Source organism: Mediterraneibacter catenae (genome assembly GCF_008691045.1).
Lineage (GTDB): Bacteria > Bacillota > Clostridia > Lachnospirales > Lachnospiraceae > Mediterraneibacter > Mediterraneibacter ornithocaccae.
The window spans coordinates 1-20,406 of the sequence record NZ_VMSO01000018.1 but is presented as its reverse complement, the minus strand read 5'-3'; the positions used below and the strand labels follow the sequence as shown (position 1 = coordinate 20,406).

Sequence of the window (20,406 nt, the reverse complement as noted above, 5' to 3'; positions counted from 1 at the left end):
AGGCAGCCTCTTTCTTTATTTCATTATAGATTATAAGGAACAGCATGTGTGATAAATTTTAAAGTGTTGCAGTCATTCTCTGAGACGCATTTCCAAAAGCGATGGAATAGGCGTTCATCTGAGAATATCCACCGTGCATAGGTTTATCACCAGACTTTGAGTACGAGCTATTACTGGTGGAGAAATTATATGTTTTATAGTCCGAAAAGGTAATAGTTCCTTTCTGGTAATATGAATCCATCCATTTCCCAGATTCGGGCGTCATGCTCGAAGTCCACGAATACTTAGTGCTGTATGATACCAATACGCAAGTTGCCCGAAATGATATAGTGATGCGCCCATTTGTTCCGCCATCGGTATATACTGTTTTTGCGTTTGTTGCATATGGAACGATTGAAGGCTCGTTTTCTGCCGCCGAGGCTGGCAGGACTAAAGAGAGACTGAGTATTCCGGTTAATAATAGTGATAATAATTTTCTTTTCATGATTATTTCCCTCCGTTAAGTACATGCTGTTCCTTATATCTGCTTATTTTTGAGATTTAATTATGAGATTTAATTATCTGGAAAATAGTTCCTTTTTTGTTGAAAAAATGTTAAACTATAACAGTGTGTATTGGATCAGTCCTTTCTCAAACGAGGTAAATTATGATAGGAAACAATTTAAAAAAAATACGCGAATCAAAAAATATGTCGCAGGAATATGTCGCAAAAGCGCTGAATATTTCCAGACAGTCTATTTCTAAGTGGGAAAATGACCGCGTGTGTCCGGATATCAATAATCTGAAATCTTTGTCCATGCTCTATAAGGTTTCCATAGATGAACTGGTCGGAAACTCGATAGAGGAAGAGCGGCAACCTGACCATACCGAGAAAGTATCTAAAGAACTGGTAGAAATGCTTCTGGCGGTGGCAGTCATGCTGGCGTCTACCCTAATACCTCCTATAGGAATTGCGGCAGCAGCAGTCATTTTTGTTAAAACCAGAAAAAATTCCTACCCTAAAATTTTTTATATACTTTGTCTGATATGCTTTTTGGTTAATATATATAATTGCTATATTATAATGGATAGCTTATTCTTTAAGTTTGGGATTGTTACTATCCAGTAGTCCTTATAATCTGCTGACCTTTAATTTATTGTCTGCAATGTTAGTACGGACTCCGCCGCGGGTGCTTATGCCGAGAACCGTATGAGTAAAACGTAACGTAGCCTGTTTTGAGGAATCCTTTTTTAAAGCAGCAGAAGAAATCTTTCCGGTATAACATTTGTAGTGCGGCGAATTTACAGAAGAAATAAGGTTATTTCGGATTACGACGTTGTATCCTGCAGTCCATGAAAGGGGAGCAGTTAAGGAGATGCTATAACTCTTATTCTCTAAAGCGCGTGTTTGAAGAGAATTTTCTAAAATAGTTATATATATTTCTTTTCCCTTTGAATCTTCAAGAACAAAATTTTGAGTACCGCCTATATTCATATCGTATACTGCCTCAGAATCATACTCAGCGGCTAGTACAGAAGTGCTGCTGGAAAGAATAATACTGAATAGAACAAAAAGCATAGAAACAAATTTTGATAAAGTCTTCATTTCAATTTCCCCCTCTTATAATGATTATTTTTGTTGTAATATTAAACAAAAAGACGAGGTTCCACAAGTGCTTTTTCGTTTACATGCTGTAAATAGTGGGTTACAGACAGCATATTTTCCTTGAAAAAGAACTATATTTATAATAAATTCAGGGGCAGGTGTGATTCGCGCGAGTCACACCTGCCCCTGTTTGGAACTATCTATTTCCCGACAGCCCCATATTTTATATGCAGAATATCTCGCGAAATACGTCTCTGCTGCATCGCAGTGCCCGCTTCACTCTACCTCATCCCCCAGAATCCATGTAACGAAAAAAGGAAATACTCGTTCATTGGAACTCGCATTTCCCTTTTTCTAACATGGAGAACCGGGTGTATTCGGAACGTTCCGCTTAAATGCACTGCTCACGCAGCAGAGACGTATTTCCCGTAGGCTCATCCACTATAAAATTTTCTGTCAGCTCCGGCAGGCGACTCTGTTCAACTAAGTATGTCGCCGTCGGAAAGTTATATACACTTCTTCAGCCATTCTTTCCAAATAAAAGGAATACTGTGCCCTTTTATTCTCAACTGTCTGAGAGAGATAAAATCAGTTCCGCCGGGGAATGCTATAGAACAAAACATTAAGTGGGAGCGTTCCGAAAAGCATTTGTTCTGGATGTTAGGCGGTGTCAAATGGAGTCCCGTTGGACGAACATTTGATTCCGGCGTTACATCCATTCAAATCTTTGAGGTAGAGCGGAACGGTTTTGTGCTATAGCATTCCCCGGCGGAACGAACGTTTATCTCTTGAAGAAATATTTATTTTAGAGATCGATCCTATAGAGGAACAGGCATCCTCCAAATAATCCCAATATCAATCCTGCATATCCGCCGGCGCAGATCAGATCTGCCAGAGCTGAGCTGATATCGGTACTGGTAAAGGCACACACAAGGAGTCCTGCAGCGACGCCTGCTATCGTCCATCCGATAATCATTAACGGAAGAAATACAGATACCGCATGACTGTTGTCTGTGTGTTTTGTTATAAAATTCCATAATCCTCTGTACATTTTTCATCCCCCATTTGCTGTCATATACAATATATGCATATGGTAGTGTAAGAGTAACTTCCTCTCCTGTTACTGTTTTATTATAAGCAGGGGATGTAAAAACTATTCTTCTGGCAATGCAAAGTTTCTGTAAAACCGATATTGGATATCCCGCAAATTATTCAAAATTATTTTGACTATTTCAAAAGGATTTGAGATATATCTCCTGGCTCAGCGGCGACCATCTCTGCTCCTGCCTTTTCCAGTTCCTCCAGGCTTCCATATCCGTAGAGGACTCCCATACTGTGTATCTCTGCTTTTGCAGCCCCTATGATATCATGACGGCGATCTCCTATCATAACGGCTGCGTCTCTGGAAACACCGCAGGTCTCTATCACATACTCAATGACTTCATGTTTGTCCGTTCTTCTCCCGTCCATACATGCGCCGCCAATGAAGTCAAAATATTGGGAGAAACCGAAATGTTCCGCAATCCGTTTCGCATATTTTTCCGGCTTTGATGTAGCCATCAGAATCCTGACACCCGCTGATTTCAGCCTCTCAAACGTCTCCGGTACACCGTCGTAAACCCGATTCTCGAATATACCTTTGTCACTGTAATATTCCCGATAGGTCGTGACCATGACCGTTCCCTCTTCTTCCGACAATCCGAAGACAGACTGAAACTGTTCTTTCAATGGAGGTCCGATAAAGGAACGCAGAACTTCCTCCGGCACTTCCGGAAGTCCGCGCTTTTTTACTGCGTAGCGGATCGCATTCATAATCCCCGGACCGGAATCCGTAATTGTTCCATCCAGGTCGAAAATAGCGGTTGTGTACCTCATATTTTTTCTTCCTTTCTTTATTATTCATCAAAAGGCATATTTAATAGCTTCTGATCTGATCTCCGTCTTCACTCGCTGTCTTGATCACTTTGCGTATCACCACATAATAGCCATAATCATCATTGACTTTCACGTAAACCCGATCGCCCTCTTTGTGTCCCAGCAGAGCCTTCCCGATCGGAGACTCTATACTGACCAGTCCGTTCAGGGAACTTCCTCGTACAGATGTGACAATACGATAGGTTTCCACTTCCTCGTCGTCTTCACAGTAAATCTCCACTGTATTGTTCAGCCCGACCTCATCCGCTTTGGAGTGATCCTCGACGATAATAGCCGTCTTTAACATTCTCTCAAGGTAACGGATACGGCTTTCATTTCTGTTCTTTTCCTTCTTAGCTGCATGATACTCGAAATTTTCGCTGAGATCGCCATGGGAACGAGCTTCTTTTACCGCTTCGATAAGCTCTTTCCGCTCCACAAGCTTACGGTGTTCAATCTCTGCCTCAATTTTTTGGACATCGCTTTTTGTAAGCTTCTCACGCATAATTTAAAATCCTTCTTTCTGTCAATACGTTATTTTATGTCATCTATCTCCGGTCAGCAATTGCAGACATACAGACAGAGGCGCGGCTCTGTCTGCCGTGCCCCTGTGAATTTCTGATTACTTTATTCAATATTTTCCGTTTCAGCTGACATCAGATCCGATTAGGAGACTGTGGTCATGCTGGTTACATATTATTTAACAAGCAGTGATGTGCCGGACATCTCTTTCGGCTGCTCCATGCCCATCATCTCGATCAGCGTCGGAGCGATATCCGCAAGGCATCCGCCCTCTCTCAGTTTGTAAGACGGATCTGCATTTACAAGGATAAAAGGAACCTGATTGGTCGTATGCGCTGTGAACGGCTCTCCTGTCTCCTCGTCGATAAGCTGCTCTGCATTTCCGTGATCCGCACAGATGAACATCTGTCCGTCCACCTCTTTGATGGCGTCAACTGCTTTTCCTACACACTCATCAACCGCCTCGATCGCCTTGATGGCAGCATTTTCAACACCTGTATGTCCTACCATATCCGGGTTCGCAAAGTTGATGATGATCACATCATACTTATCTGATCTGATTGCCTCGCACAGTTTATCGCACACTTCGTATGCGCTCATCTCCGGTTTCAGATCGTATGTCGCTACTTTCGGTGATTTCACGAGGATACGGTCCTCGCCCGGATTCGGCTCCTCAACACCGCCATTGAAGAAGAATGTCACATGAGCATACTTCTCTGTCTCAGCGATACGTGCCTGCTTCAGTCCGTTTGCAGCAAGGAACTCACCGAATGTATTTGTGATCTCTTCCTTCACAAACGCAACCTGCTTATTCGGGATCGTCACGTCATATTCTGTAAAGCATACATATGTCGTCTTTACTCTCTCGCCTCTGTCAAATCCTGTGAAATCATCATCACAGAATGTCCTTGTGATCTCTCTTGCACGGTCCGGACGGAAATTGAAGAAGATGATGGAATCTCCATCTTTCACTGTCGCCGTCGGAGCTCCGTCCTTCATAACTACCATCGGCACAACGAACTCATCTGTCACGTCTTTATCATAGGAAGCCTGGATTCCTTCTGTCGCGGAAACAGCCTGGTCTCCCTCGCCTTTTACAAGGGCCCTGTAAGCTTTCTCCACACGGTCCCAGCGGTTGTCTCTGTCCATTGCATAGTAGCGTCCTGCCACTGTAGCAACCTCGCCGACGCCAATCTCTTTCATCTTTGCTTCCAGCTCTTCCACATACTCTTTTCCGGATGCCGGCGGTGTGTCACGACCATCCAGGAAGCAGTGCACATAAACTTTCTCAATCCCCTGTCTCTTTGCCAGCTCCAGAAGACCATAGATATGTGTATTGTGGCTGTGTACTCCTCCGTCAGAGACAAGTCCCATCAGGTGAAGCGCAGAATCATTCTTCTTCACATTCTCGCACGCTGCCACGAGCGCTTTATTTTCAAAGAAATCTCCGTCCTGGATGGACTTTGTGATCTTCGTCAGGTCCTGGTATACGATGCGTCCCGCACCCATGTTCAGATGTCCGACCTCAGAGTTTCCCATCTGTCCGTCCGGCAGTCCCACTGCCATACCGCTGGCATTTCCTCTCACGAACGGGCACTCAGCCATCAGCTTGTCCATGACCGGAGTAGCGGCCTCAGCCACTGCGTTTCCATGCTTGTCATCTCTCAAGCCGTAGCCGTCTAATATCATCAATACGGTTGGTTTCTTGCTCATATCCATATCTCCTTTATCTGTACATTTGGGTATTTATCCCGTAAACTATTGTACCCGCTTTCTCCATAATTTTCAAGACAGGCATCCTAATATTTTATCGTTACAGATAATATGTTACTGTTAACAGTAACGATAATATAGCTGCTCAGACAGAGTATCTAGATCAGTCCCAGATAGGAAAACGCCTTCCGCAGTCCGTCACATTCCACGTCGTCCGTCACATAATCCGCCATCGCCCGGATCACCTGCTGATACCAGGTCAATGCATCCCCACGGCGTATACCCCATCAGGTCTGCGCCCTCATCCACAGCCTCCTTCATCTGCTCGATGTGTTTTCTGAGATAATCGATACGGTAATCGTCGTTGATCGTCCCGTCCTCTTCGATCACATCCTTTGCTCCCAGTCCGTTTTCTACCACCATAAGAGGCAGGCGGTATCTGTCGCTCAGGTCATTCAGCGCATACTTAAGCCCCTTGGGATCGATCTGCCATCCCCAGTCGGAGGTTTCCTGACCAATATTTTATGTCTATTGTCATATCAGCTAAATTAGGGAACTTAATTTTAGTAAATTTACACAATAACTATACACTCATTTTCTGCATTTTTCAGTAAGACAGTCACAGCCCGGAAGGACATATTCCCTCCGGGCTGTGCTCCTTACTCCATCTTATGACAGAAATCATTGTATTATTTGTAATTTACAATCTTGCCGAAATCAGCCTTCAGAGAAGCGCCACCTACAAGACCGCCGTCGATGTCAGCCTGTGCGAACAGCTCTGCAGCATTTCCTGCGTTTACGGATCCGCCGTACTGGATACGGATAGCTTCTGCTGTAGCCTCGTCGTATACTTCAGCAACGCACTCACGGATGCCCTTGCATACTTCCTCAGCCTGCTCTGTTGTAGCTGTCTTGCCTGTTCCGATTGCCCAGATCGGCTCGTAAGCGATGACCATTGCCTTAGCCTGATCAGCAGTTACGTTCTGAAGACCAACTTTCACCTGCTGACGGATGAAGTCCATTGTCACACCCTGCTCTCTCTGCTCCAGAGTCTCGCCGCAGCACATGATCGGTGTGATACCGTGCTCGAATGCTTTGAGGACTTTCTTATTTACATCCTCATCTGTCTCTCCGAAGTAATCTCTTCTCTCAGAATGTCCGAGAACTACGTATTTCACGCCTGCATCTACGAGCATAGCCGGGGAGATCTCGCCTGTGTAAGCTCCGCTCTCCTCGAAATACATATTCTCAGCTCCGACCTGGATGTTTGTTCCCTTTGTTGCCTCAACAACCGGAACAATATCGATAGCCGGTACGCAGAATACTACGTCAACTTCCTCATTTGCTACTAACGGTTTCAGTTCTTCTACAAGAGCAACTGCCTCGCTCGGAGTTTTGTTCATCTTCCAGTTGCCTGCAATGATTTTCTTTCTTGCCATTTTACTATTTCTCCTTGATCTTACTTATCGTTTGCTGCTGCTACGCCCGGCAGTTCCTTTCCTTCGAGGAACTCAAGGGAAGCGCCGCCGCCTGTTGAGATGTGTGTCATCTTATCGCCGTAACCGAGCTGGTTTACTGCTGCTGCGGAATCACCGCCGCCGATGATCGTTACCGCGTCTGTGTTTGCAAGAGCTTCTGCGACTGTCTTTGTTCCGTCTGCGAACTTCGGCATCTCGAAGCATCCCATCGGTCCGTTCCATACGACTGTCTTAGCTGATTTTACAGCCTCTGCATACATTTTTGCAGTCTCAGGTCCGATGTCAAGTCCCATCCATCCGTCCGGGATCTCATTCTGTGCAACTACTTTTGTATTTGCATCGTTGGAGAAAGCATCTGCTGCAACAGCATCAACAGGAAGAAGAAGTTTAACGCCTTTCTCCTCTGCTTTCTTGATCATATCAAGTGAATACTGAAGGTAATCTTCCTCAAGAAGAGAATTTCCTACATTTCCGCCCTGAGCTTTTGTGAATGTATAGCACATTCCTCCGCCGATGATGAGCGTATCAACTTTCTCAAGCAGGTTGTTGATAACAGAAATCTTGCTGGAAACTTTGGATCCGCCAAGGATAGCCACGAACGGTCTCTCCGGGTTCTCTACTGCATTTCCGAGGAAATCGATCTCTTTCTGCATCAGGTATCCCACAACTGCTGTGTCAACATACTGTGTAACACCTACGTTTGAGCAGTGAGCTCTGTGAGCTGTACCAAATGCGTCGTTTACAAATACATCGCAGAGAGATGCAAGCTCTTTGGAGAATGCTTCGCCATTCTTTGTCTCTTCTGCTCTGTAGCGTGTGTTCTCAAGAAGTACAACATCTCCGTCGTTCATAGCCTCTACAGCGGCTTTTGCGTTCGGGCCTACAACTTCAGGATCAGCTGCAAATTTAACTTCCTGTCCAAGCAGCTCGGAAAGTCTTACTGCAACCGGTGCAAGAGAAAGTTCGGGTTTTGGCTCTCCCTTCGGTTTTCCGAGGTGTGAGCAGAGGATTACTTTTCCTCCGTCAGCGATCAGTTTCTTGATCGTCGGGAGCGCTGCCACGATACGGTTCTCGTCTGTGATCTTTCCGTCCTGAAGCGGTACGTTGAAGTCGCATCTTACAAGGACTCTTTTTCCCTTTACATTGATATCATCTACTGATTTTTTGTTAAGTGCTGCCATTTTGTATAGCCTCCTGATACTTTTTAAACCAATTGTGCCGGAAATATCTTCCACACACATTTACACTAAATAAGGTCCGGTCCTACAACAAGACCGGACCCCATTGTGAGTCAATTATTCAGAATTATCTTCCGAGTGCTTGTCCTCATCTTTAGAATGAATTAAGCCTCAAGCAGTTTTCCGAAGTATTTGATTGTTCTTACCATCTGGCTTGTGTAAGAGTTCTCGTTGTCATACCATGAAACAACCTGAACCTCTGTATTTCCATCGCCTGTCGGCAGAGCCATTGTCTGTGTAGCATCGAACAGAGAACCATATGTCATACCTACGATATCGCTGGATACGATCTCGTCTGTGTTGTATCCGTAGGACTCGTTAGCTGCTGCTTTCATAGCTGCGTTAATCTGATCAACTGTAACTTCTCCCTCAACAACTGCTGTCAGGATTGTTGTAGATCCTGTCGGAGTCGGAACACGCTGAGCAGATCCGATCAGTTTACCGTTCAGTTCCGGGATAACAAGGCCGATAGCCTTAGCAGCGCCTGTGCTGTTCGGTACGATATTAACAGCTGCTGCACGTGATCTTCTCAGATCGCCTTTTCTCTGCGGTCCGTCAAGTGTCATCTGATCGCCTGTGTAAGCGTGGATTGTGCACATAATACCAGATTTGATCGGTGCAAGGTCGTTCAGTGCTTTTGCCATCGGAGCGAGGCAGTTTGTTGTACAGGATGCAGCAGAAATGATGTTGTCATCCTTTGTAAGGCTCTCGTGGTTTACATTGTAAACGATTGTCGGAAGGTCATTTCCTGCCGGAGCGGAGATAACAACTTTCTTAGCGCCAGCATCGATATGAGCCTGTGCTTTTGCTTTGGATGTGTAGAATCCTGTACACTCCAGAACAACGTCAACGCCGATTTCTCCCCACGGAAGCTCTGCTGCGTTAGCCATTGCGTAGATTTTGATCTCTTTTCCGTCAACAATGATGGAATCCTCTCCTGCCTCAACTTTATCAGCCAGTGCGTATTTGCCCTGTGTTGAGTCATATTTCAGTAAGTGAGCCAGCATTTTCGGAGATGTAAGGTCGTTGATTGCTACGATCTCAAATCCTTCTGCTCCAAACATCTGTCTGAAAGCGAGACGTCCGATACGTCCAAATCCATTAATCGCTACTTTTACTGCCATGATTAATTCCTCCTAAAAGTTTAAAAAATATTTGACTGTAAGACAGTCATGGCAATGAATCCTTACAAAATCATGATTGTTAAGGATTCATCAACTAAAATAATTGTACTAAAACAGAAACAAAAATTCAAGACCTAAATGTATTTTTATTCAAACAGTTCCATGAACCGAGCGCCAGTATATAGGAAAAAACAGCTCCGCGGACGAAGCAGGTGTGTCAGTACGGTTTTCAAACAGCGCGGACTGCGCGGGCACACACAGTACGTCCTGCCACCGCTGTCAGGGGATTTTCTTAAATACAGGCCTCCGTTCCCTAAACTCTGCATAATAATGAAATCCACAGGATTTCAGGATCTCCCCTGCCTCCTCAAAATCATAGGCTACATGCTCCGGTCTGTGGGCATCCGCTCCGACTGTCACTATTTCACCGCCGAGTTCACGGTAACGTTTCAGGACATCCGGATGTGGGTTGGTAAATCCGAGACCGTACTTGATCCCTCCCATGTTCATCTCCAGTCCTTTTTCTCCCGAGATCACTTTTTTCAGTATTTCGTCGATCTCATCAGAAAATTCTCTGTAAGAATACTCCTGGGCTTTATTCCTTCCGTACCGCACCACATAGTCCAGATGTCCCAGCACATCAAATGAGGAGACTGACTCCAGACAGCGCAGAGTCTCACAGAATGCATCTCTGTATACTTCACCATCCGTTCTTCCCTCAAAGACTTTGCCGTAATAGGGGTCCATCCCGTGCACGAGATGAAGAGAGCCAATCACGAAATCAAAGGGGTACTCTCTGACAAGTTCCTCATACGTTCTGCCGAGATGAGGCTGAAGCCCCAGCTCCACACCGATACGCACATCAAGTCTTCCCCGGTATTCCTCCCTGATCTGTGTCAGCACAGCAAAATATTCTTTCAGATCAAACTGAAACGGCTCGGATCCCAGTTCCTCGTCCGGAGGGTAATCCAGATCCAGATGGTCCGTAATGCATACAGTCTGAATTCCCCTGTCCACAGAGGCGTCCAGCATACTTCGGACAGATGCATCACTATCAGTGGAAAATTCTGTATGCATATGAAAATCACCCTGTATCATTGTACTGTCAAGTCTCATAAAATCGTCCCTCCTCCAAGCACGTACTCTCTGTCGTATAATACGACCGCCTGACCGGGAGTCACTGCTCTCTGCGGTTCCTCAAAACGACATACGATCTCATCCTCTCCCGTCTTCTCAACTGTGCACCACGCACCTTTATGATTGTAACGTATCTTGGCAAATACACGTCTCGGCTCTGTCAGATCTTCCACTGACATAAAATTGATCCTGTCCGCACGGACCGTATGTGTCAGAGACTCCTCATATGTGCCAATGACAACTTCATTCGTATCAGGCCGTATCTCCAACACAAATGCCGGATAGCCGAGGGCCAGCCCAAGGCCTTTTCTCTGACCTACAGTATAGTGTATGATTCCCTTGTGTCTTCCGAGTATTTTTCCATCCGGCGTCACGAAATTTCCTTCCGGGATCTCCCTGCCTGTGTTTTCCCGGATAAACGAAGCGTAATCCCCGTCCGGGACGAAACAGATATCCTGACTGTCCGGCTTGTCCGCCACAAGCAGGCCGATCTTCTCAGCGATAGAACGGATTTCATCCTTTGCATATGCTCCAACCGGCATCAGCGTATGCGCAAGCTGCTCCTGGGTCAGATTGTATAGGGCATACGTCTGATCTTTTGCAAGCGTTGCGGAACGTCGGAGTGTATATCTTCCGTTTGCGAGCCGCTCTATCCTTGCATAGTGCCCGGTGGCGATATATTCCGCCCCGATAGCCATACTGCGGTTTAACAGAGCCTCCCACTTCACATACCTATTACATGCGATACATGGATTCGGCGTACGACCGCTCAGATATTCATCTGTGAAATAGTCGATCACATTCTCCCTGAATTCTTTTTTGAAATTCATCACATAGTAAGGGATTTCAAGGGCTGAAGCAACTCTCCTTGCATCCTCCACGGCACTCAGGCCGCAGCACCCGCCGTTTTCTTCCACAGAACAGGCATCTTCCTCCTGCCAGATCTGCATAGTGACACCGATCACGTCATATCCCTGTTCTTTTAGGAGATATGCCGCCACGGAAGAATCTACTCCTCCCGACATCCCGACAACTACCTTGCTCATCAATATTCCTCTTCTTCCTCTTCCTCGCCCTCATGGATATCGGATTTCGGTTTTTCAAGTCCCTCGATCTTTATTCCGTTCTTCTCGGCATAATCCCACAGCGCTGCATGGATCGCTTCCTCCGCAAGGAGAGAGCAATGTACTTTCACCGGCGGAAGTCCGTCCAGAGCTTCCATGACCGCCTTATTTGTCACCTGCATTGCCTCCTGGATGTTTTTGCCTTTGACAAGTTCTGTCGCCATACTGCTTGTAGCTACTGCAGCTCCGCAGCCAAATGTTTTAAACTTCACATCGCGGATGATCTGATTCTCATCAATATCGAGATAAATCCTCATGATATCTCCACACTTTGCATTTCCTACAGTGCCCACACCGCTGGCATTCTCAATTTCTCCTACATTTCTGGGATTCTGAAAATGATCCATTACTTTCTCTGTATACATAATAAATTCCTCCTGATATTTCTCTTGTTTTTACTGCGTATACCGCCTTTGACCAGACGCCATTCCTTTTACACTTCACTTTTTCACGCCTGTTTCTTCACAAAATCCTCATACAGCGGCGACATGCTGCGAAGCTGCGCTACAATCTCTTTTAAGTTGTCTACAACATAATCCACATCTTCCCGCGTTGTCTCCTCATCAAGCGTCATACGGAGTGATCCGTGTGCGATCTCATGAGGCAGCCCGATAGCAAGGAGTACGTGCGACGGATCCAGCGAACCGGATGTGCACGCAGATCCGCTTGATGCACAGATTCCCTTCATGTCCAGCATGATCAGGAGCGACTCTCCCTCGATGAATCGGAAACTGAAATTCACATTGTTCGGAAGACGCTTTTTACGGTCTCCGTTCAGTCTGCAGTACGGAATTTCTTTCTCAATCCGGTCGATGAGATAATCTCTGAGTTCAATTTCATAATCCATCCGCTCTTGCATAGATGCAGCCGCAAGCTCCACCGCTTTGCCCAGACCCACGATTCCCGGCACGTTTTCCGTACCTGCGCGGCGTTTTCTCTCCTGTGCGCCGCCGTGGATAAAGGAGCGGATCTTCACACCCTTCCTGATATAGAGGAAACCGATTCCCTTCGGACCGTTCAGTTTATGTCCGCTGGCACTGAGCATATCGATATTGCACTCGTCCACATTAATCGGCACATGTGCAAAAGCCTGCACTGCATCCGTGTGGAAGAGCACGCCGTGTTCATGTGCGATCCGCCCAATCTCAGCGATCGGTTCGATCGTACCTATCTCGTTATTTGCGAACATGACGGAGATCAGGATCGTATCCGGGCGGATGGCAGCCTCCACAGCCTTCGGGTCGACCAGTCCGTTCTCGTCTACATCGAGGTATGTCACTTCATATCCTCTTTTCTCCAGATACTCGCATGTATGAAGGATCGCGTGATGCTCGATCTTGCTTGTGATAATGTGTTTTCCCTTTGCAGCATAAGCCTCAGCGGTCGCTGTCAGTGCCCAGTTGTCGGACTCTGTTCCTCCTGCCGTAAAATAGATCTCATTTGATTTAGCACCGAGGACTCCGGCAATAATTTCCCGCTGCTTTGTGATGACCTCTTTATTCGCTGCAGCAAATCCGTAAACACTGGACGGATTCCCGTAGTGTTCTGTAAAATAAGGCAGCATCGCGCTGACAACCTCCGGGGATGTCTTTGTCGTGGCTGCATTGTCCAGATAAATCAATTTTTTCATATATTACCTCCGTGGTATTTAGTTTTTGCATATGCGCTGCCCGGTATCACCGCAGCATTTTTTTCTGCTCTCTTCTACAAGCTGATCCAGCATGATCTCATCCACTGTCCGATTAATACTGTCATTGATCCGCTTCCAGACATATTTTGTCACGCAGCTGTCGGCCGCCTTGCATTCTCCGTCCGGCTCAAGCCCCTGACATTCTACCGGCTCCAGGCTTCCTTCCAGCGCTCTCAATATATCCCCGACCGAGATTTCCCTCATGTCTTTTGCCAGAACGTAACCTCCGCCCGCGCCCCTGATACTGCTGACAAGGCCGGCTTTCTTCAGCATGGCCATCAACTGTTCAAGATAACGTTCAGAAATGTCCTGACGCGCGGAAATACTTGTAATGGAGACCGGAGCCTCGCTACTGTACTGAGCAAGATCGATCAGCGCGCGGAGCCCGTATCTTCCCTTTGTAGACAGTTTCAAGTTCTCCACCTTCCCTGTTTTCTATATTTCCGGATTTTAATTCCCGGTGTTTTATACCCTATCTTTTTACTAGGATTTCCTTCTGTAGGATATCATTCCGCGCCGGTTCTGTCAAGCTGTGAATTCACATATGTTATAAAAAGTCGTTACAGTTCCCGTGTTTTCTAAACTGTAAAGAAATCCAGAGGTGACAGATATGTCAGCAAAACATAAACTTTTCGAGGGCGCCATTATTCTCACGGGCGCCGGTCTTATAAGCCGTATCATGGGCTTTTTCTTCCGTATCTTCTTAAGTCATGCATTCGGCGAGGAGAGCGTTGGTCTCTACCAGCTTGTATTCCCGGTGTACGCGCTCTGCCTTTCCCTGAGCACAGCCGGAATACAGACCGCCCTCTCCAGAATGACGGCGGAAAAAGCAGCTCTCGGAAGAGCATCCGAAGCCAGGAGCATATTGGGGATCTCTCTTACTATCACATTGTTTATTTCGTTCGCAGAGATTCTTGTCGTTCAAAAAAATGCATCTTTCATCGCCATATCATTTCTTGGAGATGAAAGATGCACTGATCTGCTCATGATCATTTCTTATGCGCTGCCATGTGCTGCTGTCCACAGCTGTATCTGCGGCTATTATTTCGGGCTCCAGAACACCAGGCTGCCTGCAGTCAGTCAGTTGATCGAGCAGGCCGTACGGATTGTCTCTGTTCTGCTCCTTTTCTTTTTCACACAGAACAGCGGGAGAACTCCGTCCATCCGTCTGGCAGCCGCCGGAATCGCAGTGGGCGAATTCGTCTCTGCTCTTTTTGCCGCGCATGCGCTTTCCCGCCAGGGGAGCCTGATTCGGACATTCTCAACAAAAAATATAACACGGAATATCCGTGAGCTGCTTGGTCTTTCTCTCCCTCTGACGGCAAACAGGACAGTTGTTACGCTTCTCCAGAGTGTGGAAGCCGCTTCTATCCCCGTCTGTCTGAAGCTGTATGGACTTAACACTTCCGCAGCGCTCAGTCTGTATGGCGTTCTCACGGGCATGGCTCTGCCCTGTATCCAATTTCCTTCCGCCATCACAAATTCCGTGGGAACGGTCCTTATGCCGGCGGTCAGTGCCACGAGCACTTCCGGGAACCGCCCTGCAGTTATCCGTCTGCTAAAAAAAGCTGTGGGGAGCTGCTTCATACTCGGGCTTGCCTGCTGTCTGTTCTTTTTGATCTTCGGCAGACTTATCGGAACAGTTCTGTTCCACAGCAGCACTGCAGGGAAATTTATTCTTACCCTGGCCTGGATTTGTCCTTTTCTGTACACAAATACCTCGCTTTTCAGTGCGATCAACGGTTACGGCAAAACGACATCCACTTTCCTCATCAATGCCTGCGGACTTATCATCCGTATTGGCAGCGTGTTCTTTATCATTCCGCATTTCGGGATACAGGGATATCTCTGGGGACTACTCGCAAGCCAATTGACCGTGTCGGTTCTCGCATTTATTGTTCTCGCCGTACACGTTTCTAAAGAGTAGAAAGAAATACCTTCACGATAACCGGATTTATGTATAATTCTGTGATAAGCCCCAGCGACATTGTCAGGGTAACAAAAATTGTCTTCTGCCTGTTCCAATGATTCTGCGGCGCCGTATAGCAATACCAGAGCATCACGATAAAGGCTGGAATGTAGAACATGAACTGCGGAAAAAGTGCAGTCACACAGAGAAGGCATCCCTTGATCCCCAGATCGGCTGCCGCCGCGGAAATCAGAATTCCGCCGGAGACACCCGCCCACACAAGAAACAGAACAGCCGCCGCTCTGCGTATTCTGGTAAATGAAAGAGCTGCCAGTGCAATAAACGGAACAACTCGCAAACGAAGCAGATACCAGAGATATTCACTAACATCAATTTGTACATTTACAAACTGATTCAAAAAGAACTCACTGAATATTCCCGGTTCTGCCATATATTTCCTTGCTATAAAATTTACATAGATAATTCCGAGCAAAAACCCCGGCATAAAAAAAGCAAGGAATTGTTTCCTCGAATGAAATAGTCTCATACTGCCTCCTGCACTTCAGCAGTGCTTGTATACTTCTTTGATATTTCATTATATGCCGGGGTCATATGATTATTCTTGATACTTTACCGCGTAGGCCATCAAAGACGCTACTGTCTTCGCATCCTCGATCTCACCTGCAAAAATCTTCTCCTTTAATTCCTCCAGTGAATATGCTTTCAGGTCGATGAACTCATCTTCATCAAGATGCTGTCTGGACGGGATCAGATTCTTTGCAACATATACTTCAATCCTCTCATTACAGAATGCAACAGTTGTGCGAAGAGTGATCAGCCACTCCAGATTCTCACTTCTGTACCCCGTCTCCTCCTCCAGTTCACGGGAAGCACAGGCAAGTCCGGGCTCATCTTCCGCATCCAGCGCCCCTGCCGGAATCTCAAGCGTATAACGGTCTAGTGCGTTGCGGTACTGCCTGACCATAAGTATCTTTCCATCCTCTGTCACAGGAACGACCGCAGCCGCTCCTTTATGCTTGATAAAATCCCAGATAACCGTATGATCTCCGTCAACCTCGATCGTATCCTGGTAGAAATCAATGATCTTTCCTTTGAATTTCAGTTCTCTGTTCAATCGTTTAATGTGCTCGCCCATAGTATAGTTTCCTCCTCATTCTTTTTGCCCGTTATTTCATTTCCAGATATTATTTATACCGTTTTTCTTTTAAAAAAGAAAGCCCTCGTCTTTCGACAAGGGCCGGTCTTATTATCTGTTATGATCCTTATTATTTCGCGTAATCTGTTGCCCGCGACTCTCGGATGACATTTACTTTGATCTGTCCGGGATATTCCAGCTCAAATTCGATCTGTTTTGCTATATCCCTGGCCAGAAGCACCATATCATCATCAGATACCTGCTCCGGAACTACCATAACACGAATCTCTCTACCCGCCTGGATGGCAAAAGATTTATCCACACCTTTAAACTGGTTGGTAATATCTTCTAACTGTTTTAATCTGTTTGTATATGTTTCGATGGTCTCTCGCCTTGCGCCCGGTCTTGCCGCTGAAATAGTATCGGCAGCCTGGACTACACATGCGACCAAAGTCTGTGGTTCTACATCTCCGTGATGTGCTTCCACTGCATTAATAACCGTTGCAGACTCTTTGTATTTTCTACAGAGATCCACACCGATCTGAATATGTGACCCTTCCACGTCATGGTCAATCGATTTTCCTATATCATGAAGAAGTCCGGCACGCTTCGCCATTCTCACATCGATTCCAATTTCACCTGCAAGCAGACCTGCAAGCTGGGCGACCTCAATCGAATGTTTCAGCGCATTCTGTCCGTAACTTGTTCTGAACTTCATACGTCCGAGAAGCCGGATCAGTTCCGGATGGACACCTGTCACTCCAACCTCCAGTGCCGCAGCCTCTCCTTCTTCCCTGATCATGGTATCGACTTCTTTCTGTGCCTTCTCCACCATTTCCTCAATTCTTGCCGGATGAATTCGTCCGTCTACAATCAGTCTCTCAAGGGCAATCCTTGCGACTTCACGACGGATCGGATCAAACCCTGACAATACCACCGCTTCCGGTGTATCGTCAATGATCAGTTCCACTCCCGTAAGTGTCTCGAGCGTACGGATATTTCTGCCTTCCCGCCCGATAATACGTCCTTTCATCTCATCACTCGGCAGCTGGACGACGGAAATCGTCGTCTCTGCAACATGGTCAGCAGCGCATCTCTGAATGGCGTTGACAACATATTCTTTTGCTTTCTTGTCAGCCTCATCCTTTGCCTGAGCTTCCAGCTCCCTGACCATCTTCGCAGTGTCATGCTTGACATCTTCTTCAACAGTTTTCAACAGATATTCTTTTGCCTGTTCGGAGGTAAGTCCTGAGATTCGTTCCAGTTCCTGTACACGTTTCTGACTCAGCTCTTCTACCTTGGCTTCTCGCTGGCGAAGTTGTTCTTCCTTCGACGAAAGCTTAGATTCCCGATGTTCCAGAGCATCGGAACGCTTCTCAACCGCCTCTTCTTTTGCAAGCACCCGCTTTTCATAGCGCTGCAGTTCTGCTCTTCTCTCTTTTGTCTCCTTCTCAAGATCATTTTTTGTCTTGATAGATTCTTCTTTTACTTCCAGAAGAGCTTCTTTTTTCGTCGTCTCAGCAGTTTTCACGGCATCGTCGATAATCTCTCTTGCTTTTGCTTCTGCATTTCCAATCTTGCTCTCAGCATTCCTTTTCAAATTGGATATCGTTGCAAAATGAGAGATAATCCCAACTATCAACGCGAGGGCCACGGCAATTACTATACATAAGCCTAAACTTAATTGCACAGGAGCACCTCCTTATTTAATTTTCATTGTACATATTACTTAAATACAACAGTTAAATTTTATACTGTTTTCACAACAATGTCAAGCATCGTCCTCACAATTTTGTATTACTTGACGGACGGTCTCATAACGGAATCCTTTTCTGGCCAGATATCCGTAAATCCGCTGCTTTTCCCGGTCGTCTGCACTGCCCGGATCAAATCTTTTCTTCCGGAGTATGCCTCGGATTGCCGCCTCTTCACCGTCTTCTTCATAGCAGATTTCAAAAGCCCTGTCTATAAGGCCGGCTGATACTCCTTTCTGCTGAAGCGCCGCCCGAATTTCCTTTCTGCTCTTCGCCCGCTGACGGCTCCTGACAAAGTTCTCCGCATAGCGTGCATCATTGAGATAACCGAAAGATTTTACGTACTCAACAGCTCTGTCGATCATATTTTCTGTATACAATCCCTGCTTTAGTTTTTCCCGCAGAGCCGCTTCCGTGCGGTCCATATCTTCCAAAAGGTGCATTGCCCGCAACTTAACTCTTTTTAGAATCACCTCTTTTTGGATCTTTTCCACAATGTCTGCCGATATCTCTTCATCTTTTCGGACTCCATAACGGGAAAGTTCGCCTTTGTACAATACAAAGGCAAACTCCCCGTTTAAATATACTTTAAATTTTGTTTTTGTTAACGGTTCAACACCGGTGACGGTCATTCTTACTTACCACCTTTAAGCGAAAGATCACTCTCTGTTCCGGCTTTTTTGGCATCAGCTTTCTTATCTGCTGCTTTCTGTCCTGCGACATCTCCTGCATTTTCTGCATCCTCACCGGCTCCGTCCAGATGATAATGGGCTCTAACCTTCCGCTCCAGCTCTTCCATCACTTCAGGATGATTCTCCAGATAGGTCTTTGCATTCTCTCTTCCCTGACCGATCTTCTCGCCTTCGTATGCATACCAGGCGCCGCTCTTCTTCACCACATCAATACCTGCTGCAAGATCAAGGATATCGCCCGCTCTGGATATTCCTTTTCCGAACATAATATCAAATTCTGCTTCCTTGAACGGCGGTGCAATTTTATTCTTCACTATCTTAATACGTGTCCTGTTTCCAACCATCTCTCCACTCTGCTTGAGTGTCTCGATCCTTCTCACATCCATACGGACCGAAGCGTAGAATTTCAGTGCACGTCCACCTGTCGTTGTTTCCGGATTTCCGAACATCACGCCAACCTTCTCACGGAGCTGATTGATAAATATAACGATACAGTTTGACTTACTGATCACCGGAGTCAGCTTGCGGAGAGCCTGGGACATCAGACGTGCCTGCAGGCCCACATGACTGTCTCCCATATCGCCCTCAATCTCCTGTTTTGGCACCAGAGCGGCCACCGAGTCAACAACAATAATATCTATTGCACCGGAACGTACCATCGTCTCCGCGATTTCCAGCGCCTGATCACCACTGTCCGGCTGTGATATATAAAGCTCGTCGATATCTACACCGATATTTTTCGCATACACTGGATCCATCGCATGCTCTGCGTCTATAAATCCCGCAATACCGCCTCTCTTCTGTACCTCGGCGATCATATGAAGCGCAACCGTCGTCTTACCACTGGACTCCGGTCCGTATATCTCAATGACACGTCCTTTCGGGACTCCTCCGAGTCCCAGCGCAAGATCAAGACTTAAACACCCTGTCGGCACTGTTTCCACAGCCACATGAGCACTGGAGTCTCCCAGCCGCATCACAGCACCTTTTCCAAAATCTTTCTCCAGCTTTGCAATGGCCGCGTCCAAAGCTTTTTTCTTTTCTTCATTTATTGCCATAGATCAATTCTCCTTTTCCTATCGAACAGTTGTTCGTGTCTGCTATTATAGTATTACACTCATTGTAAAATGTCAACAACATTTTAGTTTTCTTATTCGAGAACCATACGCAGACCTCCTTCCTTCCGGATACTCTGTTTAATATTCGTCAAAAAGTTACTTATTCATCGTCGGGTATGTATTCCGATACAGAACCAGCCGAAAATGAGATGCCTTTGGGCAATGAAGATACAGCAGCAAGAACACCGCCGATATCAGTAAAGTGAGAATAGCATAAAAAAGGCTAAATATCAATATATATTTTGTTCAATC

The 20,406-nt window shown here is 46.2% G+C and carries 21 protein-coding genes and 1 pseudogene; 2 read left to right on the top strand and 20 right to left on the bottom strand.

What is annotated here, in order from left to right; genetic code table 11:
• Positions 1-58: 58 nt before the first annotated feature.
• Entirely contained in the window at positions 59-484 is a 426-nt protein-coding gene (locus FNY66_RS12035) for a hypothetical protein (protein ID WP_150311301.1), read from the bottom strand.
• 162 nt (positions 485-646) lie between these two features.
• On the opposite strand from FNY66_RS12035, the gene FNY66_RS12030 reads away from it, so the two are divergent.
• On the top strand, positions 647-1,108 hold the full coding sequence (locus FNY66_RS12030; RefSeq protein ID WP_087152050.1) for a helix-turn-helix domain-containing protein: 462 nt from the start codon (positions 647-649) through the stop codon (positions 1,106-1,108).
• A gap of 3 nt (positions 1,109-1,111) precedes the next feature.
• Here the strand turns inward: FNY66_RS12030 and FNY66_RS12025 are convergent, their stop codons facing one another.
• The 14 genes and pseudogenes from FNY66_RS12025 to FNY66_RS11960 all read right to left on the bottom strand — a co-directional run bounded on the left by FNY66_RS12025 (position 1,112) and on the right by FNY66_RS11960 (position 13,939).
• The gene (locus tag FNY66_RS12025; protein ID WP_087152049.1) at positions 1,112-1,585 is read right to left on the bottom strand and encodes a DUF5626 family protein; all 474 of its coding nucleotides are present in this window, start codon (positions 1,583-1,585) and stop codon (positions 1,112-1,114) included.
• A gap of 805 nt (positions 1,586-2,390) precedes the next feature.
• Positions 2,391-2,636, bottom strand: coding sequence for a hypothetical protein (locus FNY66_RS12020; protein WP_087152380.1), 246 nt, complete (start codon positions 2,634-2,636; stop codon positions 2,391-2,393).
• A 176-nt stretch (positions 2,637-2,812) separates the two neighbouring features.
• Positions 2,813-3,460 carry an HAD family hydrolase gene (locus FNY66_RS12015; protein WP_087152379.1) on the bottom strand — a complete coding sequence of 216 codons (648 nt, stop codon included), beginning with the start codon at positions 3,458-3,460 and terminating at the stop codon, positions 2,813-2,815.
• A 40-nt stretch (positions 3,461-3,500) separates the two neighbouring features.
• On the bottom strand, positions 3,501-4,004 hold the full coding sequence (locus tag FNY66_RS12010; protein ID WP_087152378.1) for a GreA/GreB family elongation factor: 504 nt from the start codon (positions 4,002-4,004) through the stop codon (positions 3,501-3,503).
• Positions 4,005-4,195: 191 nt separating this feature from the next.
• Positions 4,196-5,734 carry a 2,3-bisphosphoglycerate-independent phosphoglycerate mutase gene (gene gpmI, locus FNY66_RS12005; RefSeq protein WP_087152377.1) on the bottom strand — a complete coding sequence of 513 codons (1,539 nt, stop codon included), beginning with the start codon at positions 5,732-5,734 and terminating at the stop codon, positions 4,196-4,198.
• A gap of 246 nt (positions 5,735-5,980) precedes the next feature.
• Positions 5,981-6,244 (bottom strand): annotated as a pseudogene (locus FNY66_RS12000) (family 1 glycosylhydrolase); the annotation flags it as partial.
• Between the two features lie 179 nt (positions 6,245-6,423).
• Positions 6,424-7,173 carry a triose-phosphate isomerase gene (gene tpiA / locus FNY66_RS11995; protein ID WP_150311300.1) on the bottom strand — a complete coding sequence of 250 codons (750 nt, stop codon included), beginning with the start codon at positions 7,171-7,173 and terminating at the stop codon, positions 6,424-6,426.
• A gap of 20 nt (positions 7,174-7,193) precedes the next feature.
• Positions 7,194-8,393: a phosphoglycerate kinase gene (locus FNY66_RS11990; protein ID WP_087152374.1), complete on the bottom strand. Its 1,200-nt coding sequence runs from the start codon at positions 8,391-8,393 to the stop codon at positions 7,194-7,196.
• A 161-nt stretch (positions 8,394-8,554) separates the two neighbouring features.
• Positions 8,555-9,574 carry a type I glyceraldehyde-3-phosphate dehydrogenase gene (gene gap / locus FNY66_RS11985; protein ID WP_087152373.1) on the bottom strand — a complete coding sequence of 340 codons (1,020 nt, stop codon included), beginning with the start codon at positions 9,572-9,574 and terminating at the stop codon, positions 8,555-8,557.
• Positions 9,575-9,853: 279 nt separating this feature from the next.
• Positions 9,854-10,672, bottom strand: a complete 819-nt coding sequence (locus FNY66_RS11980; protein ID WP_164488327.1) for a histidinol-phosphatase HisJ family protein — start codon at positions 10,670-10,672, stop codon at positions 9,854-9,856.
• A gap of 14 nt (positions 10,673-10,686) precedes the next feature.
• A complete protein-coding gene (gene mnmA / locus FNY66_RS11975; RefSeq protein WP_087152371.1) occupies positions 10,687-11,757 on the bottom strand; it encodes a tRNA 2-thiouridine(34) synthase MnmA in 1,071 nt (356 codons plus the stop codon).
• Positions 11,757-12,200 carry a Fe-S cluster assembly scaffold protein NifU gene (gene nifU / locus FNY66_RS11970; RefSeq protein WP_087152370.1) on the bottom strand — a complete coding sequence of 148 codons (444 nt, stop codon included), beginning with the start codon at positions 12,198-12,200 and terminating at the stop codon, positions 11,757-11,759. Before nifU ends, mnmA begins: the two co-directional genes overlap by 1 nt.
• Positions 12,201-12,283: 83 nt before the next feature.
• The gene (nifS, locus tag FNY66_RS11965; RefSeq protein WP_150311299.1) at positions 12,284-13,465 is read right to left on the bottom strand and encodes a cysteine desulfurase NifS; all 1,182 of its coding nucleotides are present in this window, start codon (positions 13,463-13,465) and stop codon (positions 12,284-12,286) included.
• A gap of 18 nt (positions 13,466-13,483) precedes the next feature.
• A complete protein-coding gene (locus FNY66_RS11960; RefSeq protein WP_150311298.1) occupies positions 13,484-13,939 on the bottom strand; it encodes an RrF2 family transcriptional regulator in 456 nt (151 codons plus the stop codon).
• A 196-nt stretch (positions 13,940-14,135) separates the two neighbouring features.
• Between FNY66_RS11960 and FNY66_RS11955 the strand changes: the two genes are divergently transcribed.
• Positions 14,136-15,452 carry a polysaccharide biosynthesis protein gene (locus tag FNY66_RS11955; RefSeq protein ID WP_150311297.1) on the top strand — a complete coding sequence of 439 codons (1,317 nt, stop codon included), beginning with the start codon at positions 14,136-14,138 and terminating at the stop codon, positions 15,450-15,452.
• Here the strand turns inward: FNY66_RS11955 and FNY66_RS11950 are convergent.
• The 5 genes from FNY66_RS11950 to recA all read right to left on the bottom strand — a co-directional run bounded on the left by FNY66_RS11950 (position 15,442) and on the right by recA (position 20,094).
• Positions 15,442-15,981, bottom strand: coding sequence for a stage II sporulation protein M (locus FNY66_RS11950; protein WP_150311296.1), 540 nt, complete (start codon positions 15,979-15,981; stop codon positions 15,442-15,444). The two genes, FNY66_RS11955 and FNY66_RS11950, sit on opposite strands and share 11 nt — an antisense overlap.
• 69 nt (positions 15,982-16,050) lie before the next feature.
• The gene (locus FNY66_RS11945) at positions 16,051-16,590 is read right to left on the bottom strand and encodes an NUDIX hydrolase (RefSeq protein ID WP_087152365.1); all 540 of its coding nucleotides are present in this window, start codon (positions 16,588-16,590) and stop codon (positions 16,051-16,053) included.
• 130 nt (positions 16,591-16,720) lie between these two features.
• Entirely contained in the window at positions 16,721-18,280 is a 1,560-nt protein-coding gene (gene rny / locus FNY66_RS11940; protein ID WP_150311295.1) for a ribonuclease Y, read from the bottom strand.
• Positions 18,281-18,361: 81 nt separating this feature from the next.
• On the bottom strand, positions 18,362-18,976 hold the full coding sequence (locus FNY66_RS11935; protein WP_087152363.1) for a regulatory protein RecX: 615 nt from the start codon (positions 18,974-18,976) through the stop codon (positions 18,362-18,364).
• 2 nt (positions 18,977-18,978) lie between these two features.
• A complete protein-coding gene (gene recA, locus FNY66_RS11930) occupies positions 18,979-20,094 on the bottom strand; it encodes a recombinase RecA (protein ID WP_087152362.1) in 1,116 nt (371 codons plus the stop codon).
• Between the last annotated feature and the right edge of the window lie 312 nt (positions 20,095-20,406).